Origin of the sequence: Aeromonas sp. QDB11 (genome assembly GCF_027705265.1) — a bacterium.
GTDB classification, from domain to species: Bacteria; Pseudomonadota; Gammaproteobacteria; order Enterobacterales; family Aeromonadaceae; genus Aeromonas; species Aeromonas allosaccharophila.
The window spans coordinates 41,750-62,095 of the sequence record NZ_JAPDBM010000025.1; the positions used below are offsets into that span (position 1 = coordinate 41,750).

The 20,346-nt window shown below is 60.3% G+C and carries 20 protein-coding genes; 17 read left to right on the forward strand and 3 right to left on the reverse strand.

Going from position 1 to position 20,346, the window contains the following annotated elements; all coding sequences use genetic code 11:
- Window positions 1-51: 51 nt before the first annotated feature.
- Complete coding sequence (locus OKC40_RS10540) at window positions 52-1,149, reverse strand: calcium:proton antiporter (RefSeq protein WP_270795123.1); 1,098 nt, start codon at window positions 1,147-1,149, stop codon at window positions 52-54.
- A gap of 201 nt (window positions 1,150-1,350) precedes the next feature.
- Entirely contained in the window at window positions 1,351-2,877 is a 1,527-nt protein-coding gene (locus OKC40_RS10545; protein ID WP_410487621.1) for an EAL domain-containing protein, read from the reverse strand.
- A gap of 514 nt (window positions 2,878-3,391) precedes the next feature.
- Here OKC40_RS10545 and OKC40_RS10550 point away from each other — a divergent pair.
- Complete coding sequence (locus OKC40_RS10550; RefSeq protein WP_042057110.1) at window positions 3,392-5,320, forward strand: EAL domain-containing protein; 1,929 nt, start codon at window positions 3,392-3,394, stop codon at window positions 5,318-5,320.
- Between the two features lie 64 nt (window positions 5,321-5,384).
- Here the strand turns inward: OKC40_RS10550 and OKC40_RS10555 are convergent, their stop codons facing one another.
- Window positions 5,385-6,308 (reverse strand): 1-aminocyclopropane-1-carboxylate deaminase/D-cysteine desulfhydrase, encoded by a 924-nt coding sequence (locus OKC40_RS10555; protein ID WP_270795127.1) that lies wholly within the window; start codon window positions 6,306-6,308, stop codon window positions 5,385-5,387.
- Between the two features lie 86 nt (window positions 6,309-6,394).
- On the opposite strand from OKC40_RS10555, the gene OKC40_RS10560 reads away from it, so the two are divergent.
- From OKC40_RS10560 to OKC40_RS10635, 16 genes are all read left to right on the forward strand, one after another.
- Window positions 6,395-7,258 carry a hypothetical protein gene (locus OKC40_RS10560; protein ID WP_031227904.1) on the forward strand — a complete coding sequence of 288 codons (864 nt, stop codon included), beginning with the start codon at window positions 6,395-6,397 and terminating at the stop codon, window positions 7,256-7,258.
- Window positions 7,258-7,851, forward strand: a complete 594-nt coding sequence (locus OKC40_RS10565; protein WP_270795129.1) for a PilN domain-containing protein — start codon at window positions 7,258-7,260, stop codon at window positions 7,849-7,851. The genes OKC40_RS10560 and OKC40_RS10565 overlap by 1 nt, the downstream gene beginning before the upstream one ends.
- The gene (locus OKC40_RS10570; protein WP_182933345.1) at window positions 7,851-8,498 is read left to right on the forward strand and encodes an MSHA biogenesis protein MshJ; all 648 of its coding nucleotides are present in this window, start codon (window positions 7,851-7,853) and stop codon (window positions 8,496-8,498) included. The genes OKC40_RS10565 and OKC40_RS10570 overlap by 1 nt, the downstream gene beginning before the upstream one ends.
- On the forward strand, window positions 8,491-8,820 hold the full coding sequence (locus OKC40_RS10575; RefSeq protein ID WP_058054210.1) for a SctD/MshK family protein: 330 nt from the start codon (window positions 8,491-8,493) through the stop codon (window positions 8,818-8,820). Before OKC40_RS10570 ends, OKC40_RS10575 begins: the two co-directional genes overlap by 8 nt.
- A 70-nt stretch (window positions 8,821-8,890) precedes the next feature.
- Window positions 8,891-10,564 (forward strand): pilus (MSHA type) biogenesis protein MshL, encoded by a 1,674-nt coding sequence (gene mshL, locus OKC40_RS10580; RefSeq protein WP_270795132.1) that lies wholly within the window; start codon window positions 8,891-8,893, stop codon window positions 10,562-10,564.
- A 92-nt stretch (window positions 10,565-10,656) separates the two neighbouring features.
- On the forward strand, window positions 10,657-11,547 hold the full coding sequence (gene mshM / locus OKC40_RS10585; RefSeq protein WP_193860616.1) for an MSHA fimbrial biogenesis protein MshM: 891 nt from the start codon (window positions 10,657-10,659) through the stop codon (window positions 11,545-11,547).
- Complete coding sequence (locus OKC40_RS10590) at window positions 11,544-12,638, forward strand: tetratricopeptide repeat protein (protein ID WP_270795137.1); 1,095 nt, start codon at window positions 11,544-11,546, stop codon at window positions 12,636-12,638. Before mshM ends, OKC40_RS10590 begins: the two co-directional genes overlap by 4 nt.
- A 74-nt stretch (window positions 12,639-12,712) precedes the next feature.
- Window positions 12,713-14,422, forward strand: a complete 1,710-nt coding sequence (mshE, locus tag OKC40_RS10595; protein WP_270795139.1) for an MSHA fimbrial ATPase MshE — start codon at window positions 12,713-12,715, stop codon at window positions 14,420-14,422.
- A 3-nt stretch (window positions 14,423-14,425) separates the two neighbouring features.
- Window positions 14,426-15,646, forward strand: a complete 1,221-nt coding sequence (locus tag OKC40_RS10600) for a type II secretion system F family protein (RefSeq protein ID WP_182933356.1) — start codon at window positions 14,426-14,428, stop codon at window positions 15,644-15,646.
- 145 nt (window positions 15,647-15,791) lie between these two features.
- Window positions 15,792-16,253, forward strand: coding sequence for a hypothetical protein (locus tag OKC40_RS10605; protein ID WP_270795142.1), 462 nt, complete (start codon window positions 15,792-15,794; stop codon window positions 16,251-16,253).
- A 77-nt stretch (window positions 16,254-16,330) separates the two neighbouring features.
- Window positions 16,331-17,002: a type II secretion system protein gene (locus OKC40_RS10610; protein WP_270795144.1), complete on the forward strand. Its 672-nt coding sequence runs from the start codon at window positions 16,331-16,333 to the stop codon at window positions 17,000-17,002.
- A 14-nt stretch (window positions 17,003-17,016) separates the two neighbouring features.
- A complete protein-coding gene (locus OKC40_RS10615; protein ID WP_005348618.1) occupies window positions 17,017-17,457 on the forward strand; it encodes a prepilin-type N-terminal cleavage/methylation domain-containing protein in 441 nt (146 codons plus the stop codon).
- Between the two features lie 47 nt (window positions 17,458-17,504).
- Window positions 17,505-17,999 (forward strand): prepilin-type N-terminal cleavage/methylation domain-containing protein, encoded by a 495-nt coding sequence (locus OKC40_RS10620; RefSeq protein WP_270795146.1) that lies wholly within the window; start codon window positions 17,505-17,507, stop codon window positions 17,997-17,999.
- A complete protein-coding gene (locus tag OKC40_RS10625) occupies window positions 17,986-18,555 on the forward strand; it encodes a prepilin-type N-terminal cleavage/methylation domain-containing protein (RefSeq protein ID WP_270795147.1) in 570 nt (189 codons plus the stop codon). The genes OKC40_RS10620 and OKC40_RS10625 overlap by 14 nt, the downstream gene beginning before the upstream one ends.
- A gap of 38 nt (window positions 18,556-18,593) precedes the next feature.
- Window positions 18,594-19,484 carry a PilW family protein gene (locus OKC40_RS10630; RefSeq protein WP_270795148.1) on the forward strand — a complete coding sequence of 297 codons (891 nt, stop codon included), beginning with the start codon at window positions 18,594-18,596 and terminating at the stop codon, window positions 19,482-19,484.
- A gap of 37 nt (window positions 19,485-19,521) precedes the next feature.
- On the forward strand, window positions 19,522-19,947 hold the full coding sequence (locus OKC40_RS10635) for an MSHA biogenesis protein MshP (RefSeq protein ID WP_270795149.1): 426 nt from the start codon (window positions 19,522-19,524) through the stop codon (window positions 19,945-19,947).
- Window positions 19,948-20,346: the final 399 nt, after the last annotated feature.

The window sequence follows — 20,346 nt, forward strand, 5'->3', positions numbered from 1 at the left end:
AAGACCGCCCAATCGGGCGGTCTTTGCGTTTCTGACGTTGGTTGAAGGCGGTTATTCGTGCTCGAACATCAGGAACAGATAGACGACGAACAACACCAGATGGGTGGCGCCGTGCAGCACATTGGTGCGGCCGCTGCTGAAGGTCACTTTGCACACCATCAAGGTCGTGACCAGCAGCACCATGTCGGCGGCGGAGAGGCCCAGGCGCACCTCCTGACCCAGCATGGCGCCGATAAAGAGCACGGCAGGCACGGTGAGGGCGATGGTGGCCAGCACCGAGCCGAAGTAGAGGTTCATCGCCCGCTGCAGCTGGTTGTTGAAGGCGGCCTTGATGGCCCCGACCGCTTCGGGCGCCAGTACGATACAGGCCACGATAAAGCCCCCCAGCGCAGGAGGTGCCGCCATGATCTTCACGCCGAAGTTGATAGGCACGGCGAGGGTCTTGGCCAGCAGGATCACCACCATCAGGTAGGCGAGCAGCAGGATGGTGTGGTAGACGTTGCTCTGCAGCGGGCCGTGGTGCTCCTCGTAATCCTCGTGATCGCTGTCGACGAAGAAGTGGCTGTGGCTGCGGGTCTGGATCAGCAGAAAGACGCCGTAGAGCAGGATCGAGATGATGATCAGCATCCAGGACATGGCGCTCGACATGCTGCCGACCGTGCCGCCCCGGGTGAAGTTGGGCAGCACCAGACAGAGCAGCGCCAGCGGGATGATGGCCACCAGATAGGATTTGACCCCGTCCAGATTGAAGCTCTGGGTGTGGTAACGCCAGCCGCCAAACAGCAGGGTGAAACCCACCAGACCGGTACTCACCAGCATCACCACCGCAAACATGGTATCGCGCGCCATGGTGGGGTTGGGCTCGCCGGTCAGCATCACCGAGGAGATCATCACCACTTCCAGTGAGATGACCGACAGGGTGAGGATCAGGGTGCCGAAGGGCTCGCCCAGCTTGATGGCGAGGGCGTCGGAGTGGCGCACTACCGAGAAGATGGCCCAGGTGACGATGGCCAGCAGCCCCGCCGATACCGGAAGATAGATCCCGAGCGGAGTTGTCTCTGTCAGCAGGTCGCTGCCCAGGGTCTTGAAAAAGAGCAGGGTCAGCAGGCCGACGGGCAGGGCAATCTCTTGCCGGATAACTGTCTTCATAGGCAATGGTTCTCATCTCTGGGCGGTCTAAACCGACGGGGTATGGAGAAAGTGGGGCCGAGTCACCGGGGTGACGGCCCCGCCAATGATAAAGGCGATTGCCTGCTCAAGGAAAAATCATTTTGTTACAAGAGATGAGGAGGCCGGGTTTTGCCACCCGACTTTCTATCGGTCAAGGTTTGCCTGTTCGCCGGGGAGTACTTATGCCGCCTTCGAGTGATGCTGCTGCCAGGCCAGCAACCAGAGCGTCAACTTGTTCAGCGGCATGGGCGCTGCATAGACATAACCCTGGATCAGATGAACGCCGTGTCGCTGCAGATAGTCCACCTGCTCCTGACGTTCTGCTCCCTCAGCGATCATCTCCATGCCGGATTCCCGGCCAAAGGCGATGGTGGCATCCAGTACGCTGCGCTTGAGGTCGTCGGTGCCTATGGTATCGACAAACATCTTGTCGATCTTGATCTGGCGGATCCCCAGGCTCTGCAAGTAGGCAAAGCCGCCGTAGCCGGTCCCGAAGTCATCCAGCTTGAAGTGATAGCCCTTCGCCTGCAGGGCGGAGATCTGGTTGCACGCTGCCCCGATGTCGATAATGGGCTTGCGCTCGGTCAGTTCGAAGGTGAGCCGGGCAGGAGAGGGCCATTGATGGCGCTGCAGCAAGTCGTGCAGGTGTGATTGTTCGAGATGGGCGGCCACTATGTTGACGCTGACCCACTGACTGGGTGCGAGTCGGGGCAGATCCGCGATCACTTTTTCCAGCAGTTGGCTGGTCATCGGCAGGATCAGATCCTGCTCTTCCGCATAGTCGATAAAGGCGCCGGGCGGGATCAGTTCGTTGCCCCGTTGCCAGCGCAGCAGCGCCTCGAATCCAACAACCTGGCCGCTTTGGCTGTCCACCACGGGCTGGTAGAAGGGGATGAACTGTTGTCGTGCCAGTCCCGCCTGCAGTAGCCCCTTGAGAGAGCGTCGGTAGTTGCGCAATAACCAATAACCTGTTGTCAGCACCACGCCCAGAAGGGTGCCAGCCCAGAGACCGTAAAGTCTGACTTGCTGCAGAGCATATTGATTGAGCGCCTTGCCTGCCCAGACCGTCTGTCTGGTCAGCACGGCCGGATCGGTGAAGCTCAGGCTGCGGCGTCCCTCTTCGCTCTTGATAGTCTTGTCGCCGCGGGGGAAGTAGGTGGTGGTCACCTCGGGATCCTGCTCACTGAATTCCAGATAGAAGCAGTTGGCACAGGGGTGCTGCAGCAGTTGGTGGCTCCAGCTGTTATCCAGCACCCAGTAGGCGATATTTTCGCCAGATTGGTAGTAGGCCACCAGCTCCTGCTCGGTATTGAATTTGGCCGGTGTCGCGGTTAAGCCGAAGTTGCCGAGCCGGATATCATCTTGATAATTCGTGATGACAATGGGAAGCCCCGGCCCCAGGCTCGAGCAGCTGGCACCGGATGCCAGAGTGAGCCCCTGCAGGCGGATGTGGGCGCTGTAGTAGCGAGGGTCGCGCAGCAGTGCCATATCCGTTGGGCCACAGTCAAAGTCAAATTGCGCCAACTGCTCCGTCAGCGCAGTATCGAGCTCCTTGTGACGCTCTTCCAGCGCCTGCTTTATCTCGGCCACTTTCTGTTCCAGCAGGTAGTCGGCCAACGGTTTGGCAAGCCATAACCCCAGGGACTGGCTGGCCACGATGGGCAGGGTAAACAGCAGCAGAGAGATCCAGACCGATGAGATGCGCAACAAGGGGTACCTGCCTGTTTCATGAGACACAAATGGGATGGGTCATCATAGTGCATTAGTGCAATCAATTTGAGTCAGACGTGTCTCACTTGTTGATTGATTTTTTAACTACATGATTTTAAATGTTTTTATTATTAACTCTGGCAAGATTCAATCGCTGACCTGTCATAAATGACAATTGCCCAGCTTATCCGAACTGCATTAGAGTAGCCCTGCGGTTTGACTCACCGTGTGTTCAATACTCCTGTATCTCCTGTATCTGTTTTTTGTCAGTAGCACAGAGTGTTAGTTTTGATATGAGTGTTCCTTTTGGTCCCCTTTGAGGGACCATTTTTCTGCCCGTCACTTTGTCCTCTCCCGCTTTCGCAGCCCGTCATCCTTGGTATTCTCCCTCTGCTTTGAGTTATGCTTGCCCGCTTAAATTGCAGAAGCGGGATCCCCGTCCATAGTGATGGTGACTCTGCCGCTGCTACCATGAGCTCCAATGGATGATGCCGGGCATACGGAAAGGCGCATGAAACTCACAACACAGCTTGTCTCATTTATCACCCTGTGCGTGATCGCGGCCATGGCGACCGTGCTGATTGGCGGGGTGTTCAGCTTTCGCGAGCTGGGCATGGAGTTGCAGCAAAAGAAGGTCGATGCGCTGGTTGAAGTGATCGACAAGCAGCTCGATGTCGCTCACGACATGGAGGATATGAGTCGCTGGCTGCCCACCCTGTTGCGGGCGGCTCATGTGGTGGAGCTGGAGGTGCGCCAGAACGACCAGCGGGTCTACTGGTTCCGCGATGTGCGCAATCCGGTCGACGAACAGTTGCTGCAACCATACAGCCACCCGCTGCCCCATCAGACCGGCATGCAGGCCAACTTCAAGCTGGAGCGTCCCTTCAAGGAGGCGGAATACTCCATCAGGGCGATGTCCGGCATCTCGTTCGGCGTCTTTATCGTGGTGTTCGGCCTCTGGTACTCCATTCGCTGGCTGCGCCAGCAGTTGCGCGGTGCCGAACTGCTGGGCATTCGCGCCCAGCTGATCCTCGATGACAAACTCTCCAAGCTGAGCCACGACCCCGCCGAAGAGTGGCCGGTGGCCGCCAGTCAAGCCCTCGACCATCTGCTGGCCGAGCTGGCAGATGCCCGCAAGGAGCGCAGCCGCTTCGACAACTTCATTCGCAGCAACGCCTTCGTCGACAAGATGACCGGCATCGGCAACCGGCTGTTTTTCGACAACCGGCTGGAGAGCGCCATCATGGAGGCGAGCGTGATGAGCGGCGGTGTGCTGCTGATCGATCTCGCCTGTCTGGAGGATCTGGAGGCCGAACAGTTCGAGCTGCTGGGGCACGACCTGCTGCTGGAGGCGAGCGCCACCATCGGCGCCTTCGTGCGCAAGCATAACGGCGCCCTGCAGGCCCGCTACGCCGGTCAGGTCTTTGCAGTGCTGCTGCCCAATATGTCCGAGAGCGAGATGGTGGATAGTGCCAGCCAGCTGCTCAAGAGCCTGCAACGACTGCACTGGCCGCAGGAGATCAATCCCGACACGGCGGTCTATCTCGGCGCCGTCTGCTATCAGGCCGAAGACAGCCTGCTCAAGGTGCAGGAGGAGGCGGAGCTGGCCCTCAAGAGTGCCCGTCTGCAGGGGCACAACGGCTGGTTCCTCTACGAGAAGCAGCTGGATGAGGAGCAGAGCAGCAAGGGCACGGTGCGCTGGCGTACCCTGATCAGCCGCCGCCTCGAAGAGCACGGCATCGAATTCTACACCCAGCCTGTCCAGCAGGATCGGGGGCAGGTGGTGTTGCAGCTGGAGCTGCTCACCTACTTGCACGACGAACAGGGGCGGGCCCTGCAGGCGGGGATCTTCATGCCGATGGCGGAGAAAGTCGGGCTGTTGTTGCAACTGGATCGGTTGGTGGCGGAACAGACCCTCGCCCTGCTGCGCCAGCGCTCCGAGCAGAGCTGCCCTATCAGCCTGACCCTCAGTGCCCAGAGCTTGCTCAACCGCGAGTTCCAGCGCTGGCTCTTCTTCGCCCTGTTCCAGCTGCCGCGCAGCACCAACGAGCGGCTGATCCTGCAACTCTCCGAATCCCAGGTGACCCGCCACTTCGAGGCGCTCAAGCGACCGTTGCGCTCCCTGCGGATGCTCGGCTGCCAGCTGGCCATCGATCATGCCGGTCAGGATGTGGTGAGCACCCAGTACATCAAGGAGTTCGAGATCAACTTCCTCAAGCTGCACCCCAGTCTGGTGCGAGAGATCCACGCCCGTCAGGTCAACCAGATGGCGGTGCGCAGTCTGGTGGGGGGCTGCGCCAATACCCGCACCCGGGTGCTGGCGGTGGGGGTGGAGAGTGGCGACGAGTGGAAGATGCTGCGCCACCTCGGGGTGCATGCCGGGCAGGGGCCCTGGTTTGCCGAACCCCAGCGGCTGGTGCCGGAACCGGCTGGCGCGTGAGATAAACAACAGAGGGTCGCCTTGGGGCGACCCTCTCTCGTTTGCGGTTGCCGTCAGGTGGGGCTCACAGCCGCCCCTGCTCCCGCAGCCCGGCCAGCCCCTGCATGCCACCAGTGTGGATAAAGACGATCTTGCTGCCGGGGGCGATGTGGCCCGCCGCCAGCTCGCGAAACAGCCCCCACATCGCCTTGCCGCTGTAGATGGGCTCCAGCGGCAGGCCGGTATCGGCGCTGAAATCCTGTACCCACTGCCAGAGCGCCGGGCTGAATTTGGCGTAGCCACCGTCGTGATGATCGAGCGCGATGCGCCAACCGGGGATGCTGGCGGCCGCGGGATGGAGGCGGCACACCTCGTCGGTGATAAAGTCGCCCCCCTTCAGCACCGCAATGGCGAGGATCTGCTCCCGATCCCGTTTGCCTGCGATGAGTCCTGCCAGGGTGCCGCCGCTGGCACAGGGCAGTACCCAGAGATCCGGCGAGAAGGGCACTTCGCCGACCAGCTCGGCCACCCCGGGGATGGCCAGCGGGCTGCTGCCTCCTTCCGGCACGATCAGGGTATCGGGTGCATCGAATTGGGCCAGCCAGTCGGGATCCTGCCGTCGCCGGTAACTCTGGCGATCGACGAAAACGAGATCCATGCCCCAGCGTCTGGCATCCCTCAGGGTGGTATTGCTGACGGCATCGGCTTCGCCCCGTATGATACCGGTAGTGCGGAGACCTGTCTGATATCCGGCGGCAGCCAGGGCGTGGATATGGTTGGAGTAGGCACCGCCGAACGAGAGCAGGTGCTGTTTGCCGTGCTCTCTGGCATGCAGCAGGTGGTACTTGAGCTTACGCCACTTGTTGCCGGAGATGGCAGGATGGATCAGGTCATCCCGCTTGCACCAGAGTTCGACGTCATAGCGGGTCAGCAACGGGTGGTGGAGGCGTTGCAGGGGGGAGGGCAGGGTGGCATGGCCATCCGGCGCGCTTGAAAGGCTGGCTTGCAATGGTGAGTCCGTCTTTTATCTGGAGGCTAATCTGCTGTTTATGTTAATATTTCAATCATTTAACCAATTATGATGGGCGGGCTTACATGAAACAACTGTTCAGACGGTCGATGCCAAGCCGCCAGGTCGGGCTGTTGCTGGCCAATGACAGGATCATGCTGGCCGCGGTGGGCAATCCCCCCGTCTTCGCAACGCGCACCATCAACGGCCCGCAGGAGTGGGCGGTGGCCATCAACGAGCTGTTCAGCCGTCATGGTCTGGCCAAGTCCAGAGTGCGGGTGGCCCTCGCCGCCAGCCTTTATCAGCAGATCCAGATCGACAAGCCTGCCGTGCCTGACGCCGAGATGGCGGGGGCGCTCCCCTGGGCGGTCAAGGATTATGTCAGCGAACCGGTGCTACAACTGGCGATGGACTATGTGGATTTGCCCACCCCGCCAGCCGGTCGCCCGCGCATCAATGTGATCTGCCTGCCCAAGAGCCGGGTGCAACAGCTGGCCGATGCTATCAACGGCATCGCCACCCTGCAATCCATCATCAGTGACGAGCTGGCGCTCACCTCTCTCTATGAGGCCGATGATGTGGTGCGCATGCTGTTGTGGCAGCCCAAGGGGCTGGATCTGCAGTTGCTGGTCTTCCATCAGGGGGGGCTCTGTTTTTCTCGCCAGCTGCGCGGTTTTTCCAGCCTGACCGGTGAGCATGAACCGGACAGCATGCAGCTCGATTCACTGGCGCTGGAGATCCAGCGCTCCCTCGACTATCTGGCGGGCCAGCTGAAATTGCCCGAGCTGGGGCAGATGCAGTTTGCCGTCGCCTCGCCCTTTATCGGTACTTTGGTGCGCCATATGGAGCAGACTTTCGGCTTTGCCGTCTCCGCCATGGCCAACAAAGCGGTGCTGGCCGGCGTCGAATACCTTTCGGCCTATGCTGCCGCCATCGGGGAGGATGCGTGATGAAACGTCAAATAAACCTCTATGGCGCCGAGTTTCGCCCCAAACGGCAGTGGGCCAGCCTTAACCAGATGGCGCTGGTGTGGGGCTTTGCGCTGCTGCTGATGCTGTTGGTGGGCGTCGGTTACGGCTGGCAACAGCAACAGGTCAGCCGGGCACTGGTACAGCGGCATGCCGAGCTGGAGCTCAAGCGCAGCGAGGCGCAACGGCTCGATGCCGAGTTGGCGCGCCATCAGGCAGATCCCCGATTGCAACAGCAACTGGTCAACAAGCAGGATGAACTGACGGCCAAGCAGGGGCTGATGCGCCAGCTCGGCAGCCTGACCCTGCAAAAATCCCAGGGCTACGCCAGCGTGATGGCGGATCTCTCCCGCATTCGCAACAGCAACCTCTCGTTGCAGCGTATCGAGATCAACGAAGGGCGGATCAACCTCTCCGGCTTTGCTGGCCGCAGTCAGGATGTGCCGGCCTGGGTCAACCGCTTCAAGCAGACCCCGAGTCTGGTGGGCAAGGAGTTTGGTGAACTGACCCTGAGCCGTGACAAGGAGGGTCGCCTGACCTTCCAGTTGAGCGGCATCGCGCGGGAGAAACCCTGATGAACCTGAAAGCACAATGGCAGGCATGGGGCCAGCGTATCGCCGTGTTGAGCCAGCGGGAGCGGGTGTTGATCCTGCTGACCGGTCTGGTACTGCTGGGCGCGGCCGGCATTTACGGCTGGCTCGAGGGCGCCGATGCCCGCCTGCAGCAGGATCGCATGGCCCTGAGCGCCGCCGAGCGTGATCTCGAAATCATGGAGCTGGAGAACCTCGGCAAACAGGCCCGGCTCAAGCGGGATCCCAATCAGGGAGTGCGTGACCAGTTGGCGCAAGTGGAAGCGGATCTGGCCCGGATCGACGGTGAGTTGAAGGCCCAGACCGTGGATCTGATCCCGGCGCACGAGATGCCGCTGGTGCTGGAGGCGTTGCTCTCCCGCTCCGCCAATCTCCATATGCTGGCGCTCAGTTCGCTGGAGCCGACCCCGCTGATGGCGGGGGAGCAGAAGGTCAATCTCTACAAGCATGGTATCCGGCTTCAGCTCGAAGGCGGCTATTTCGATGTGTATCAATATCTTAAAGCGCTGGAAGCCTTGCCGCGCCACTTCTACTGGAAGCAGTTCGATTATCAGGTCAAAGCCTATCCCGGCGCGGTGGTGGAGATGGAAATCTACACCCTGAGTACCAGCAAGGAGTTTATCCGTGGCTAGAGTGTTTGCGTTGTGCTGTTGCCTGTTCAGCGTGCTGGTACAGGCGGAGCAGGTCGAAGTATTGCAGGATCCCACCGCGCCGCTGGCGGATGTGGCGGTTGGCGCCCGTGCGACCGGCGAGAGCAGCGCCGGTTTGCCGAAGCTGCAGAGCGTGGTGCTGGGCAATGGCCCGGCACTGGCGGTGCTCAATGGCAAGAGTTATCGGGTCGGACAACAGGTGGACGGCTATACGCTGGTGGCCATCAATGCCGATGCCGTGGTGCTGGAAAAGGCGGGAAAACGCCATGCAGTAACACTGTTTGCCAGCAAGATCCGGGTTTGAGTCGTGCTTGCCTCTCGAGAGGTGAATCGGCTTTATCGAGTTTAATTGCAAGTCAGGGTGCCCTAATTACATGAAAAAACACCGTCTCTGTCTGATCACCGTGGCCATGATGGCTGCAGGCTGTACCACGTATCAGCACCCCGAGCCGACCCAGGCGAAGGATGCCCTCAAACAGGCCATGAACGAACAGCAGAAACAGGCTGCCCCTCTGACCGCGTTGCCCAAATCGGTGCAAAGTGAATTGCTGCAGTTGAACCGGCCGCAGATGCCGGTCGGCATGCCGGAGAAGCGGCTGCGTATCGCGGCTCACGACGTGGAGGCGGTGGAGTTCTTCGGTTCCCTGTTCAAGGGCTCCCGCTACAGCGTGGCGGTGCACCCCGGGGTGGCCGGGCTGGTCTCCGTCGAGCTCAAGGATGTGACTCTGCCAGAGGTGCTGGCGGTGGTGGGCGACATGTACGGCTTCGACGTGCAGCGCAAGGGCAATGTCTTCCATATCTATCCGGCGGGTCTGCGCACCGAGACCATCCCGGTCAACTATCTGATGATGTCCCGTCGCGGCCTCTCCCGCACCTCGGTCAGTACCGGCGGGGTGACGGCCAATGACAGCAACAACGACAGCAACGGCAGCTTCGACAACTCGTCCAACAACAACAGCACCAATAACTCCTCCGGCAACAACTCGAACGGTGACAGCAGCAATGGCACCCGTATCGAGACCGATACCAACAGCGACTACTGGACCGATCTGCGCGACTCTCTGCAGACCCTGATCGGCAGTGGCGATGGGCGCGCCGTGATCACCAGCCCGCAGGCGGGTCTGGTCACCATCCGAGCCTATCCGAAAGAGCTCAAGGCGGTGCGTGAATTCCTCAATCAATCCGAGAGTCACCTCAAACGTCAGGTGGTGCTGGAGGCGCGGATCATCGAAGTCGCCCTCAACGAAGGGTATGAGCAGGGTGTTGACTGGAGCGGCCTCTCCGCCAGCTGGGATGGCGGCAAGGGGATCACCGGTGGCGGTTCACTGGCCGGCACTCAGTTGCCAACCACCCCCAACCAGATCTTCAGTGCGCTGGGTGGCGGCGCCGGTTTCAAGATCTCTGACGGCAACTTCAACGTGGCAGTCAACCTGCTCAAGACCCAGGGCGATGTGAATACCCTCTCCAGCCCCCGTGTCACCGCGACCAACAACCAGAAAGCGGTGATCAAGGTGGGGACGGACGAGTACTTCGTCACCAACGCCTCGACCACTACAGTGACTTCGACCGGCACGGCCGAACCTATCGTGACCCCTAATGTGGAGCTGACCCCCTTCTTCTCAGGTATTGCGCTGGACGTAACGCCGCAGATCGATGAAGAGGGCAAGGTGCTGCTGCACATCCATCCCTCTGTTATCGATACCGAAGAGCAGAAGAAGATCATCAACGTCGGCACCGCCAAACCGCTGGAGCTGCCGCTCGCCAAGAGCTCGATCCGCGAGTCCGATACCGTGGTGCAGGCCAATAATGGCGACATCATCGTTATCGGCGGTCTGATGAAGACCGACAAGCAGGAGATTGTCAGCAAGGTGCCGCTGCTGGGTGACATTCCCTGGGTGGGCGAGGCCTTTACCAACCGCCGCGAGAGCACCAAGAAGGTGGAGCTGGTGATCATGCTCAAACCGACCGTGGTGGAGAAAGACACCTGGCAAAACGAGCTGCAACGCTCCTCCGAGCTGCTCGACAAGTGGTATCCGGCCAAGGGCTGACCCATGACACCAGATGCGGTCACCCTTATCCCGAACGGCCTGTGCTGCTTTGCCAGCACAGGCCGCGTGCTCGCCGTGGCAGGTGAGGTCTTATGTACCTGACCCACTTCGGCCTGCAGGAGGCGCCGTTCAGCCTCACTCCCAATACCGGCTTCTACTACGGCCTGCCGCCTCATGAAGAGGCGCTGCAGGTGCTCAACTGGGCGCTGGCGCAGGGGGAGGGTTTTATCAAGGTGACCGGCGAGGTGGGCACCGGCAAGACCCTGCTCTGCCGCAAGTTGCTAAGCGAGCTGGGCTCGGAAGCGCGCCCGGTGCGGCTCGCCTGGTTGCCCAATCCTCATCTCACCCCGGCCGAGCTGCGCATCGCGCTGGCGCTGGAGCTGGGGTTGGCGGTGCGGGATCAGAGCGAGCTGGATCTGACCGATCGTATCCACCGTCACCTGATCAGCCTGCACCAGCAGGGGAGCCGGGTGGTGGTGCTGATCGACGAGGCGCAAGCGCTGCCGGACGAGACGCTGGAGGCGATCCGCCTGTTCGGCAATCTCGAGACCGAATCGAGCAAGCTGCTGCAGATCGTGCTGTTTGGCCAGCCCGAGCTGGATGCCAGACTGGCCAAGCCGCATCTGCGCCAACTGCGCCAGCGGATTGGCTTCTCCTACTGCCTGCGTCCGCTGCGTTTTGACGAGACCCGCGCCTATCTGGAGCACAGATTGCAGGTCTCCGGTTACCGCGGGGCACCGCTGTTTGCAGGTCGAGCCATGCGTCTGTTGTGGCGCGCATCGCGAGGGATCCCGAGACTTATCAATATCCTGGCGCAGAAGTGCTTGATGCTGGCCTATGGTCAGGGTGTGCGCCAGATCGATAGCCATCTGGTACGGCTCGCCATTCGCGATACCGACGATGCCAGCCGCTTTGCGCCACGGCGCTGGTGGCCCCTGTTACTGTTGCTGGGGTGCGCCCTGGCTTATGGAGTCTGGCCATGAGCGTCATCAACCAGATGCTGAAAGATCTGGATCAGCGTCAGCAAGGATCCGATGGCGCTGCCGTCTATATTGCCCCTGCGCGTCAGCAGGGATGGTGGATGTTGCTGCTGACCCTGATCTGCGGTCTGGCACTGGGGATCCTCGGTTGGCGAACCTGGATCTACTGGCAGCAGACTCACCCTGTAGTTGCCGCCAGTGAAGTGGTCACTCCTGATACGGTGACTCCCGATGTGGTGACAAGGGCCGCCGCGCCTGTCAGTCAGTCCGAGCCGGTCGAGGTGGCGGCTGCGCTGCCGCTGCCAAGTCAGGATGAAGTTAACGACGAGGCCGGAGAAGGTGACTCGGGCGACACGGCCGACGGTGCGCCCTTTGATGCCTCCAGCGATGTTGACGAGTCGGAGCCGACCGATGAAGAGCTGCAGCCCGAGCTCTACGCCGAACTGGCGGCAGAGCAGCAGGCGGTCGCCAGCGCGCCGCGCAAACCGGGCGTATTGAAGATCGAGACGGTGGAGCTGTCGGCCAAGGAGCTGGCGGCGCTGGCGGAGCGCAAGGCGACCACCGCCATGGCCAAGGGAAGCCTGCGGGATGCGCAGGACAACTATTACGACGTGCTGGCCCACGATCCCTACAACCAGGGTGCGCGGGAGCAGCTGGCTGGTTTGCTCTACGGTGAGGGCCGCCTGACCGAGGCGCGTCAGCTGATGGAGGAGGGGATCCGGCTCGATCCCCAGCAGGCCGATTTTCGTCTGCTGCTGGCCCGTCTTGCCATCAGCGAGGGGCAGCAGCAGCAGGCGCTTGGCTGGTTGTCCGGTTATCAGCCGGATCTCGCCAGCAACATGGACTACTACGCGACCTGGGCCGGGCTGACCCAGGAGCTGGGTCAGAATGCCGATGCGGCGGCGCTCTATGTGAAGCTGCTGCGCCAGCAGCCGGATCAGGGGCGCTGGTGGCTTGGCCTCGGCGTGGCCGAGGATGGTCAGGGGCACAGCCAGCGAGCGCTCGATGCCTATCGCAACGCCCTGCTGCACGGCAACCTCGGCGAGGCATCGACCAACTGGTTGGAACAACGAATTGGCCAACTAACCCCTTGATAAACTGCAGGTTCGATTAGCGAAGCCTGATCGGATGCGGCAACGGGTGTGAAGTAACAGATATCGGAGCAAACATGGCACAACCCAGACTGAAAATGCGCCTCGGCGACCTGCTGGTACAAGAGCAGATCATCTCTGATGATCAGTTGCAGCTTGCCTTGCAACAGCAGCGTCAGACTGGCCGCAAGCTGGGCACCACCCTGATCGACCTCGGCTTTATCAGCGAGGTGCAGCTGTTGCAGTTCCTCGCCCGCCAGCTGGATGTGCCCTTCTTCGATCTCAACAACCTCACCATCGACGCCGCCGCGGTGCCGCTGCTGCCCGAAGTGCAGGCGCGCCGCTATCGGGCGCTGGCGGTCCATCTCACCGACAACAAGGTGACGGTGGCGATGTCGGATCCTGCGGATCTGAGCGCACTGGATGCCATCGCCGCCCTGCTCAGCCCGCGCATCATGGTGCTGGCGGTGGCGCGGGAAGGGCAGCTGCTGGAGTATTTCGACCGCCTCTATCGCCGCACTCGCGAGATCGAAAGCTTCGCCGAACAGCTGCAGGAGGAGTATCAGGACTCCGGTTTTGAGTTGGGCTCCAGCAATCTGGGGGCCAATGACGAGGGGGAGGCGACGGTAGCCAAGCTGCTGCGCTCCCTGTTCGAAGATGCGGTGCAGGTGGGGGCATCGGATATCCACATCGAGCCGGACGAAAAGGTGCTGCGCATTCGCCAGCGGATCGACGGCATCCTCCACGAGAACATTCTCAACGAGGTGCGCATCGCCCAGGCGCTGGTACTGCGTCTCAAGCTGGTGGCGGGGCTCGATATCTCCGAGAAGCGCTTGCCGCAGGATGGCCGCTTCAACATGAAGGTGCGCGGCCGCGATGTGGATGTGCGGATGTCCACCATGCCGGTGCAATATGGCGAGTCGGTGGTGATGCGTCTGCTGGATCAATCCTCCGGCATCCTGTCGCTGACCGAGACCGGCATGCCGCCGGAGATTCTGACCCGTTTCCGCCGCCAGCTCAAACGCCCGCACGGGATGATCCTGGTGACCGGCCCGACCGGTAGCGGCAAGACCACCACCCTCTATGGCGCGCTCTCCGAGCTCAACCAGTCCAGCCACAAGATCATCACGGTAGAAGACCCGGTGGAGTATCGCTTGCCCCGCGTCAATCAGGTACAGGTCAACCCCAAGATTGGCCTCACGTTTTCTCACGTGTTGCGCTCCACTCTGCGTCAGGATCCGGACATCCTGCTGGTGGGTGAGATGCGGGACAACGAGACGGTAGAGATCGGCCTGCGTGGCGCCATCACCGGTCACCTGGTGCTGACCACCCTGCACACCAACGATGCGGTAACCAGTGCCCTGCGTCTGATCGACATGGGGGCACCCGGCTATCTGGTGGCGAGCGCCCTGCGGGCGGTGGTCGCCCAGCGGCTGGTGCGGCGGGTATGCGAGCACTGCGTCGAGGAGAAGGCGCCGGACGAAGGGCAGGCCACCTGGCTCACCGTGCTCTCCGGCGAGGCGCCCGGCCAGCACACCTATCACAAGGGACGGGGTTGCCAGAGCTGCAACTTTACCGGTTATTCCGGCCGGATCGGGGTTTACGAACTGCTGGAGCTGGATCAGCCGATGATGGATGCCCTGCGCCGCAACGATGCGGAAGGGTTCGCCAAGGCGGCCCGTCAACACGAACACTACCGGCCGCTGGCCCTCACCGCCCTCGATTATGCCCGCCAGGGGATTACCTCGGTGGACGAGGTGCTGCGACTGGCCGAGGATTTGGGGTAAGCGATGGCTAACTTTGCCTACAAGGGGCGTGACAGCCAGGGCAATGCCATCAGTGGCGTGGTCGAGGCGGCCAACGAGATGGCTGCCGCCGAGCAGCTGATGCGCCGCGGGGTGATGCCGACCGAGCTCAAACCGGGCAAGGCCAAATCCGCCGCCATCGACTGGTCGCTGTTGCTGGAAGGGGGCGTCAAGCTGGACGAGCTGGTGATCTTCAGCCGCCAGATGTATGCCCTGACCCGGGCCGGGATCCCGATCCTGCGCGCCATCTCCGGGCTGGAGGAGAGCACCCATAGCAAGCCGCTCAAGCGGGCGCTTCATTCGCTGGGGGAAGATCTCGGCAACGGTCGGCCGCTCTCCAGCTCGATGCAGGCGCACCCCAAGGTATTCAGCAGCCTGTTCGTCGCCATCATCCATGTGGGTGAGAACACCGGTCAGCTGGAAGAGGCCTTTTTGCAGCTCGCCACCTATTTCGAGCTGGAGCTGGAGACCCGCAAGCGGATCAAGACCGCGATGCGCTACCCCAGCTTCGTGATGATCGCCATCGGTATCGCCATGGTGATCCTCAATATCATGGTGATCCCGGTGTTTGCTGGCATGTTCGCCAAATTCGGGGTGGAGTTGCCGCTAGCGACCCGCATTCTGCTCGCCACCTCGCACTTTTTCGTCCACTACTGGTGGCTGCTGCTCGCCATTCTGGCGGGGATGGTGTTTGGCTGGCGTCGCTGGGTCGCTACACCCAAGGGCAAGCTGACCTGGCATCGCTGGCAACTCAAATTGCCGATCGTCGGCACCATCATAGAGCGCTCTTTGTTGGCCCGTTTTGCCCGCAGTTTTTCCATGATGCTCAAGGCGGGGGTGCCGCTCAACACGGCGCTCACCCTGGTGGCCGATGCGGTGGATAACGCTTATATGGCGGGACGGGTGCGGGATATGCGCGCCGGTATCGAGCGGGGCGAGAGCCTGTTGCGTACCGCTGGCAGCAGCGGCCTGTTTACCCCGCTGGTGATGCAGATGATCGCCGTGGGGGAGGAGACCGGTCAGGTCGATGACCTGCTCCATGAAGCGGCCGAGTATTACGAGCGGGAGGTGGATTATGACCTCAAGAGTCTCACCGCACGGATCGAGCCGATATTAATCGGGATCGTGGCAGTAATGGTGTTGATCCTGGCGCTCGGTATCTTCACACCGATGTGGGACATGATGCGAGCAGTAAGAGGCAAGTAACTCGGCATCTTCACGCCTGAGCGGTGGGGCATGATGTGCGCGGTTCGTGGCAAGTAATCTTGCTGGAACTGGATATCTTCACGTCTGAGTGGTGGGACGTGATGCTAGCCGTAAGAGGCAAGAGAGCGGTGGAGTCGAGGGCAGGATGAGCAGACAGACGCAGCAGGATGATCGCTGGCTGACGGGATATCGGCGGATCGCTGTGGTGATCCTGCTGATGGTGATCGTCGCCACCCTGGTGCGCAGCTATCAGGTCCATCGGGAAGAGGCGCAGCAACTGGCGCTCACTCTGCTGGGAGAGCAATTCGCCGAGCGGGCACAGCGTTTGCACGGCCTTTGGCTCGACGAGCGACGTCCCGACACCTTGCATAGTGCGGGTCAGAGTTGGCAATTTGATGCGCGTGGTTGGCCACTCGGGCTGGTGCCGCTGCAATCCCCTTCGGAAAATTGCCGCCAGTTGTGGTTGGCACTGGTGGGTGAGATGGACGGCGGCATGCCTCCCCTGCAGGTTCTGGCTCGTCCCGATGGCAGTGGTTGCGAGATGGGGTGGGATGGTTATTGGCTGATTTATCAGTTTTCTGACGGGCGGGTGATGAAAAAGCCTTGAATGAAGCTAATCATATGACCCAACTACATGATTTTTTTGGGCCTGCATGAAATAATGCGGGGCATTACGGAGGGAGCATGACAATGAAACCAATGGCACCAACAATGCCGGAAAACGGGATGATGAGACGGGCCGCTGGCTTCTCCTTCATTGAGCTGGTGATCGTTATCGTGATCCTGGGAATTCTGGCGGTGACTGCGCTGCCACGCTTTCTCGATGTGACCGACGAAGCGAAAAAGGCCAGCGTAGAAGGGGTCTCTGGCGGTTTTGCTACCGGCGTTTCGCTGGTGCGGGCTCAGTGGGAGGCGGAAGGTCGCGCCAAACAGGACAGTCTCAATACCGTGCTCTATGACGGCAGCCGCTTCTATCTGACTACCCCGACAGACAGCCAGATCAGCAACGGCGAGCTGTCGCCCGGCTATCCGATGGATACCGCTGCCAGCGGCAATCCTAATGTGGATCCGGCCAGTCTGACAGCCGAGCGTTGTCTCAATATTTGGGAGGGGCTGCTGCAAAACCCGCCCAAGGCTACGGCCACCTTCAATGAAGTGCGTGGTAGCGGGAATGACCTGAAATACTATGCCACCGTGAGTGGTAGCGGGCTTGATTCGGTCTGCCGCTACTATCTGGTCAATAGTTTGAGTAAGGGCAGTGATGGCAAGTATCAGGATCCGCAAGGCAAGACTGATGCATTTATGAGTTTCAGTTACCGTCCGGCATCCGGTCAGGTGACCACCAATATTAATTAACAGAGGAAAGTGAAATGAAAAAACAGGCGGGTTTTACCCTGATCGAACTGGTTATCGTGATCATCATTCTGGGTATTCTTGCGGTCACCGCTGCACCCAAGTTCCTGAATCTGCAGGATGATGCTCGTAAGTCTGCAGCACAAGGCGTACAAGCTGCCCTGCAAAGTGCTTCTGCGCTGGTTTATAGCAAAGCTGTTCTGAATGGCTATGAGACCAGTGCTGGGCCGATCTCTATGGCCGCTCCAATCGATAAAGTTGCTGTAGCATATGGGTATCCAACTGCGGCCACAATCAGCGAGGCGGTGGCGCTGGATGGTTGGAAAGTTTCTGGTGCTGTAGCAGCTAACACCATAACTTTTGCTCCAAGCGGTAAAGGTGACAGCTGTTCTGTTACCTACAAGGAAGTTACCGTTTCTAACGGTACACCGACCATCAGTTTGGTTGGCTGTAAGTAATTGGATGATGGAAAGGGTAGGAGTCAATTCCTACCCTTTCTATTGACATGTTAGAGTCAAGGCATAAGGGTTTTACCCTCATTGAACTGGTACTGGTGATCCTGTTGCTCGGGATTCTGGCCGCCTTTGCCGTGCCCAAATGGCTGGGCAAAGGCGGCTTTGAAACTCAAACCGTGCGTGACGAGTTGCTGACCCGCCTGCGGCTGGTGCAGACCGTCAATATGCACGAACCGGCCATTCGTTGTACCTCACTGCGGGTTGACGCGGGCCAGTTTGGCCACAGCACGCTCTCCCCTTGTGGCGATCCTGCGGCCATATCAAGCTGGAACGCTAATCAGCTCACCCGTGGTCGTCCGGTGACCCTGTCTGCCGGGATCACCCTCTCCTCGAACAAGGGGACGCCTCCTTTTGTGATTCGCTTTGATCAGATGGGCCGCCCGCTCGGTAGCTGCGCCGGTGGCTGTGAGCTGCAAGTCACCGATGGCCGCGAGAGTGGCCGTATCAAGATTGAGTCAGAGGGGTTTATCCATGAGAGCCCCTGATCGCGGTTTTACCCTGATTGAGCTGATTGTCGGCATCGTGCTGCTGGCGGTGGCCTTGACCGGCATTCTGGGGCTGCTGATTAATCAGGCGCCACAGGCAGTGGATCCGGTACAGCAGGTGCGAGCCGCCCAGCTGGCCCAGCGGCTGGCCGGCGAGATCCTGCAAAAGTCGTTTGATGAAAACTCCGATCATAACGGTGGCCGTTATCGCTGTGGCGAGCAGGTGGCGGGGGTGACCATCTCCCCTTGTTCCAGCAGCTATGGTCCTGATGGCACCGGCGAGTCAGAGCCCTACACCTATAACGATGTGGATGATTTTGATACCGCGGGCAGTTGGCAGCAGGCCAGCCGGTTTACGCAAACCAGCTGGGTTACGAATAATGATGATGAATATCGCAACTATCAGGTCAGGATTGCAGTAAGTGCCGCAGATTTTAGCGATGGCAGCTTCAAGAGTTGTGTAGCGCCCTGCTCTGTGGGCAAACGCATCGATCTGCAGATCAAGCTGCCAGATGAGAGCGTGCTCGACTTCTCCTTCTACCGGGGGAACTACTGATGGATCGCTCCGCTGTCGGGTGTTGCCTGCCTGTCCGAATGTCTGCGCCTGTAACCATTTCTGACGTCCGATTACGCCGACCGGCTAATCGAACCTACCGCCAACCTCGGGGTAACCGTGGCTTTACCCTGGTCGAGCTGGTGATGGTCATCCTGCTGCTCGGAATTATGGCGACCTTTACCAGCCAGTTTATCGGTATCGGCAGCCAGATTTATGGCGATGCCAGTAGCCGTGAGCAGCTGATGAGCGATGCCCGCTTCGCCATGGAGCGGCTTAACCGCGAACTGCGTGATGCGGTGCCGGGATCGGAGCGGATAGAGACCACTGGCGGGACATGGATCGACTCCGGCGCCTGTCTGCGGTTCTGGCCCATTAGCACCTCCAGCCGCTATCTGGCGCTTAACCGCGCCATGTCGGGGAGCACGACCACCCTTGAGCTGGTGATGGCGACCCCGGCTTCTGCTGCCAACCCACTGGATGTGGATGCCACCGCCGTCAAAAAAGATGATCAGCTGATCGTCTTCCCCGTGCCGGACAAAAATGCCGGTTCGCTCACGGCAGGCTGCGATTATGGCCGCTGCGTGGCCAAGGTTACCGATGTGCTGACGCCCGTCTCCGGGGCGCAAACCATCCGCTATACCAGCACCGAGAGTCTGGCTGGCCTCTCTCCAGGCAGCCGGGTCTACTTTGCCAACCAGCAGGTGCGTTATTGTGTGGAAGGAAACACGCTGACCCGTGCCACCGCGGCCATTGGTGCACCTTTACCCGCGCAAGGCGTGTTGATGGCGGATTCCCTTCGTATTGGCACCTTCTATCGGGAAACCTCGGCGTTTAACGCCGAAGGGGAGTTTGGCATGCGCTTTGTCTTCGAGCGCAAGGGGGAGTCGGTCACCTTCAACCACAAGATAGAGGTGTTCAATGTGCCCTGATCCACAGGCTTTCGGTCGGATGCGAGGCAGCGCCTTGATGATCGCCCTGTTTGTTATTGTGGTAATGGCGCTGCTGGCCGCTGCCATGGGCCGTTTTCTGGTTGATAGCGGCGAAAAAAATACGGTGGAGGTGCGCAGCGTGCGCGCCCTGCTGGCCGCCCAGAGCGGGCTGGAAGTGGCGCTCTATCGACTGTTCCCCAAACGCACGCTTGCCCAACCGACGCCACCAGCGGTGTGCCAGGCAACCAGCACACTGAGCTTTGCCAGTAATCCCGGGCTGACCAACTGTCAGGCTGTGGTTCGTTGCGCCACGGTGCCGGTGACCTATAACGGATCTGTGACCAATGGTTATCGCCTCGAGAGTGTCGGCACCTGTGGCAACTCGGACCTTAACAGTGCCAACCCTGATTTTGCCGTGAGCAGAACTCTGATGGCCGAAGCTTATGATGGAATGACGCCGTGAGATCCCAAATGAGGAGTGATAATTCATGATGCTCCGTTCGAGCGCTTATTTTTTGTCGGCGTTGGTTTTGTGCTCCGCTTCGGTACAGGCTGCCAGTCAGTGTACTGCAGCTTTCGCCTACCCGGTTCAGAGCCATGCTTCTCCCGGTTTGCTCGCCATGAGTGGCGAGAGCAAGATCGTCAGCGCGACCATGAATACCAATTATCCCTTCCTTGGCAAAACCATCCAGCCGAACGCCAACTGCAACAACGGTGGTTATTGGAATGGGGGGACTTGGATCTCCACCTGTAACGTCAGTGGGACCTTAGCTAGCCCCCTCAAGGTAACCGTTCACCGGGACGGTGTTGACAGCACCAACTCCTCCGGGAACGGGTAGTCGGTTTTCTCGATGCAGGACCT

Coding starts and splice junctions, on each gene's coding strand:
- OKC40_RS10620 (WP_270795146.1), top strand. CDS start 17,505: ATGTTAGAGTCAAGGCATAAGGGTTTTACCCTCATTGAACTGGTACTG.
- mshE (WP_270795139.1), top strand. CDS start 12,713: ATGGCACAACCCAGACTGAAAATGCGCCTCGGCGACCTGCTGGTACAA.
- OKC40_RS10605 (WP_270795142.1), top strand. CDS start 15,792: ATGAGCAGACAGACGCAGCAGGATGATCGCTGGCTGACGGGATATCGG.
- OKC40_RS10570 (WP_182933345.1), top strand. CDS start 7,851: ATGAACCTGAAAGCACAATGGCAGGCATGGGGCCAGCGTATCGCCGTG.
- mshM (WP_193860616.1), top strand. CDS start 10,657: ATGTACCTGACCCACTTCGGCCTGCAGGAGGCGCCGTTCAGCCTCACT.
- OKC40_RS10600 (WP_182933356.1), top strand. CDS start 14,426: ATGGCTAACTTTGCCTACAAGGGGCGTGACAGCCAGGGCAATGCCATC.
- OKC40_RS10560 (WP_031227904.1), top strand. CDS start 6,395: ATGAAACAACTGTTCAGACGGTCGATGCCAAGCCGCCAGGTCGGGCTG.
- OKC40_RS10540 (WP_270795123.1), bottom strand. CDS start 1,149: ATGAAGACAGTTATCCGGCAAGAGATTGCCCTGCCCGTCGGCCTGCTG.
- OKC40_RS10635 (WP_270795149.1), top strand. CDS start 19,522: ATGATCGCCCTGTTTGTTATTGTGGTAATGGCGCTGCTGGCCGCTGCC.
- OKC40_RS10565 (WP_270795129.1), top strand. CDS start 7,258: ATGAAACGTCAAATAAACCTCTATGGCGCCGAGTTTCGCCCCAAACGG.
- OKC40_RS10590 (WP_270795137.1), top strand. CDS start 11,544: ATGAGCGTCATCAACCAGATGCTGAAAGATCTGGATCAGCGTCAGCAA.
- OKC40_RS10610 (WP_270795144.1), top strand. CDS start 16,331: ATGACAATGAAACCAATGGCACCAACAATGCCGGAAAACGGGATGATG.
- OKC40_RS10630 (WP_270795148.1), top strand. CDS start 18,594: ATGTCTGCGCCTGTAACCATTTCTGACGTCCGATTACGCCGACCGGCT.
- OKC40_RS10615 (WP_005348618.1), top strand. CDS start 17,017: ATGAAAAAACAGGCGGGTTTTACCCTGATCGAACTGGTTATCGTGATC.
- OKC40_RS10625 (WP_270795147.1), top strand. CDS start 17,986: ATGAGAGCCCCTGATCGCGGTTTTACCCTGATTGAGCTGATTGTCGGC.
- mshL (WP_270795132.1), top strand. CDS start 8,891: ATGAAAAAACACCGTCTCTGTCTGATCACCGTGGCCATGATGGCTGCA.
- OKC40_RS10550 (WP_042057110.1), top strand. CDS start 3,392: ATGAAACTCACAACACAGCTTGTCTCATTTATCACCCTGTGCGTGATC.